2 protein-coding genes and 1 pseudogene are annotated in these 2050 nt (G+C 65.1%); 1 reads left to right on the forward strand and 2 read right to left on the reverse strand.

Features of this window, described 5'->3' with window-relative positions; translation table 11 throughout:
• Positions 1–102: 102 nt before the first annotated feature.
• Together JCM9942_RS14595 and JCM9942_RS14600 are read right to left on the reverse strand one after the other, a co-directional pair.
• Positions 103–425: pseudogene (locus tag JCM9942_RS14595) on the reverse strand (DUF1820 family protein).
• Between the two features lie 35 nt (positions 426–460).
• Positions 461–1153, reverse strand: a complete 693-nt coding sequence (locus JCM9942_RS14600; protein WP_054660552.1) for a rhomboid family intramembrane serine protease — start codon at positions 1151–1153, stop codon at positions 461–463.
• 216 nt (positions 1154–1369) lie between these two features.
• Between JCM9942_RS14600 and JCM9942_RS14605 the strand changes: the two genes are divergently transcribed.
• Positions 1370–2050 (forward strand): outer membrane protein transport protein (locus JCM9942_RS14605; RefSeq protein ID WP_172675141.1); only part of this gene is annotated, 681 nt, incomplete at its 3' end.

A 2050-nucleotide genomic window follows, 5' to 3' on the forward strand; every position in this document is an offset into this window, starting at 1 on the left:
CCGGAGGCTCCCGCCAAGCCGGAACAAGCCGTGCCGACCAGCGACGGCGACAAGTAAGCGTCGCGGCGGCCCTGCATGTTGCCGGGGCCGCCGCAGGTCCGTTCAGCGCGGTTTGCCCGGCAGCGGGAACGGAGTGACCACCTTCTCGCCGGTGCTGGCATCGCGGATCGCCGACTGCCCTTTCTTCTCCACTTCCTCGATGCGCACGATGCTCTGCATCGGCAGGTGCAACACCCGGGTGTCGCCGAACTCCTGTCGCAGGCGCTCTTCGGTGGGGTCCACCACCAGTCCGTCGTGGCGGTCGAACACCAGTTCGGCCACTTCGTTGAAGCCCCACAGATGCTGCCACCCACGCGCCGGGCATACAGCTCGTAGATTTTGCCGTGGTTGAGGAAAGTGACCTTGTACAGCGGTTTGCTACTCATGCCGCGATTATAGAATCCGCCGCAGGGGCCGGGCGCTAGAAGCCCTGACGCTTGCGCAGACGGCGGGCGATGGCCGCGCGCACATACAGGCCGTAGACGATACCGAACAGAAAGCCGGCCAGATGCGCCGACCACGCCACCTGGCCGAAGCTGGGGCCGATATAGGCGAACACCACCTGCAGTGCGGCCCAGACGCCGATCAGCAGGAATGCCGGGGCGCGGACGAACTCCAGGAACAGCCCCAGCGGCACCACCACGCCCAGACGGGCGCCGGGAAACAATGCCAGATAGGTACCCAGCAATGCCGAAACCGCGCCACTGGCACCGATGATGGTCTGATCCGGCGTGTCCATCACATACAGCGCGGCCAGGTTCGAGGCCGCGCCACCGAGCAGGAACAGCAGCAGCAGCCGCCATGGCCCGAGCACGCGTTCGGCCGGCAGTCCGAAGATCAGCAGGAACACCAGGTTGCCCAGCAGGTGCGACCAGTCCGCATGCAGGAACAGCGCGGTGAACAGCCGCAACGCGCTGCCATCGCGCAGCGCCGCCCAGACCTCCTGCGGGTTGCCCAGACCGGTGGACAGGGCCCCCCAGTTCATCCACAGCGACCGCCAGGCCTCGGTCGGCCGGGAGATCGACCACAGGAAGGCGATCCAAGTGACGGCAACCAGCGCTGGCACCGCCCAGCGCAGGCCGGGCTTCTTACGGGAGGGGATGGAAAGGAACATATGCCGGAAGCGTAATCGGTTCCTCGCCTAAGCGCTTCATTCGGAACAGGAAACTGAATTCGGTGCCGTTATTGTTTAGTTAAGCAAGCTGGGAGATACTGCATACGGCGTGGTATGTCGGGAGGGGTCTCCGGCTCATCGTCAAGCTATTACTGCAGTCCGTTAATGCCACCCGCATCAACGACTTTTCATCAGTTCCAGGAGAGAGCTTCCAACATGCATACCGCTTCCTCGATTGCCCGCATCACCGCTCTGGCCGTCGGCATCGCCGGCGCCCTCGCATTCAGCAACGCCGATGCTGCCGCCTTCCAGCTCAAGGAGAACAGCGCCAAGGGTCTGGGCCGTGCGTTTGCCGGTTCCACCAGTGCCTGGGGTGATGCGTCTGTGGTCGCCACCAATCCGGCCTCGATGCGCCTGCTCGACGGTCGCCAGTTCCAGGCGGACCTGAGCGCCATCAGCTTCTCGGCCGATTTCGAGAAGTTCGACGCCCGCTACAACGGCACCGGCGGCCCGGGTACCGGTGCACCGGTCAGCGGCGGCAACGGCGGTGACGCCGGCATGATCGCGCCGGTTCCGGCGGCCTATTTCCATGTGCCGTTCGGCGAGAACGACAACATGCACTTCGGCCTGTCGCTGACCGCGCCGTTCGGCTTCAAGACCGACTACGACAAGGACTGGGTGGGCCGTTACCACGGCGTGACCACCGACCTGAAGGCGGTCGATCTGGGCGCGGCATTCTCCTATGACGTCAACCCGTATGTGTCCTTTGGTGCCAGCGTGTTCGTGCAGCACCTGACCATCGAGCTGACCAACGCGGTGGACTTCGGTGCCGTGGTCAACGGCGCCGCGCAGCAGAAGGCTGCCGCGGCAGTGCTGGCCGCCGGTGGCACTCCGGCC

Source organism: Stenotrophomonas pictorum JCM 9942 (assembly GCF_001310775.1).
Taxonomy (GTDB): domain Bacteria; phylum Pseudomonadota; class Gammaproteobacteria; order Xanthomonadales; family Xanthomonadaceae; genus Stenotrophomonas; species Stenotrophomonas pictorum.

What these genes read in the sequence shown, in the direction of transcription:
- JCM9942_RS14600 (WP_054660552.1), bottom strand. Translation starts at nt 1,153, where the DNA reads ATGTTCCTTTCCATCCCCTCCCGTAAGAAGCCCGGCCTGCGCTGGGCG.